This is a genomic window from Vibrio sp. 704, assembly GCF_033339295.1.
The window spans coordinates 1-506 of record NZ_JAWOUH010001075.1 but is presented as its reverse complement, the minus strand read 5'-3'; the positions used below and the strand labels follow the sequence as shown (position 1 = coordinate 506).

The 506-nt window shown below is 45.8% G+C and carries 1 protein-coding gene; it reads right to left on the bottom strand.

The genetic code is table 11. The features are described 5' to 3' along the window. Positions 1-97 precede the first annotated feature (97 nt). On the bottom strand, positions 98-506 hold a 409-nt coding region (locus R7R24_RS30725), incomplete at its 5' end, for a DoxX family protein (protein WP_318120715.1).

Below are 506 nucleotides of genomic sequence, written 5' to 3'. Positions count from 1 at the left end.
TAGCAAAAGACCTCGCACAACAAGGTATCTCAGCGGATGAACTGCTGGCTTATCTAAACAAGCAATAAAAGAAATCCCCGCAATCGCGGGGATTTTTCTATCTGACGAATTTGTCTTTTAGTAATCGGTCGAGCGAAAACGGACCGGCTCCCCACAGCGTCACAATCAAAATCATTAACCCCCAGAGTTGGTGGTCATGGAAACCTTTCTCCCACAGTAGTGGGTAGGACAGGACAGCGATAATGTTGAACACAAACAACATGGCAGCCATAGGGCGAGTAAACAATCCAAGCGCTAAAAAGACCGGAAGAACTAACTCTGCGAATGTGCCTGAATAGGCGGCAAATTCCCAAGGTAGCAACGGAACTTGATACTCAAATTCGAACAAGTACAAGGTGCTATCCCATGAGGCAATTTTGATAAGGCCAGAATTAAAAAACACCCAAGCGACCCATAAACGGCAAAACAGCAGCAACAACGGCATTGCGTGAGTTTGTAAGCTGTTG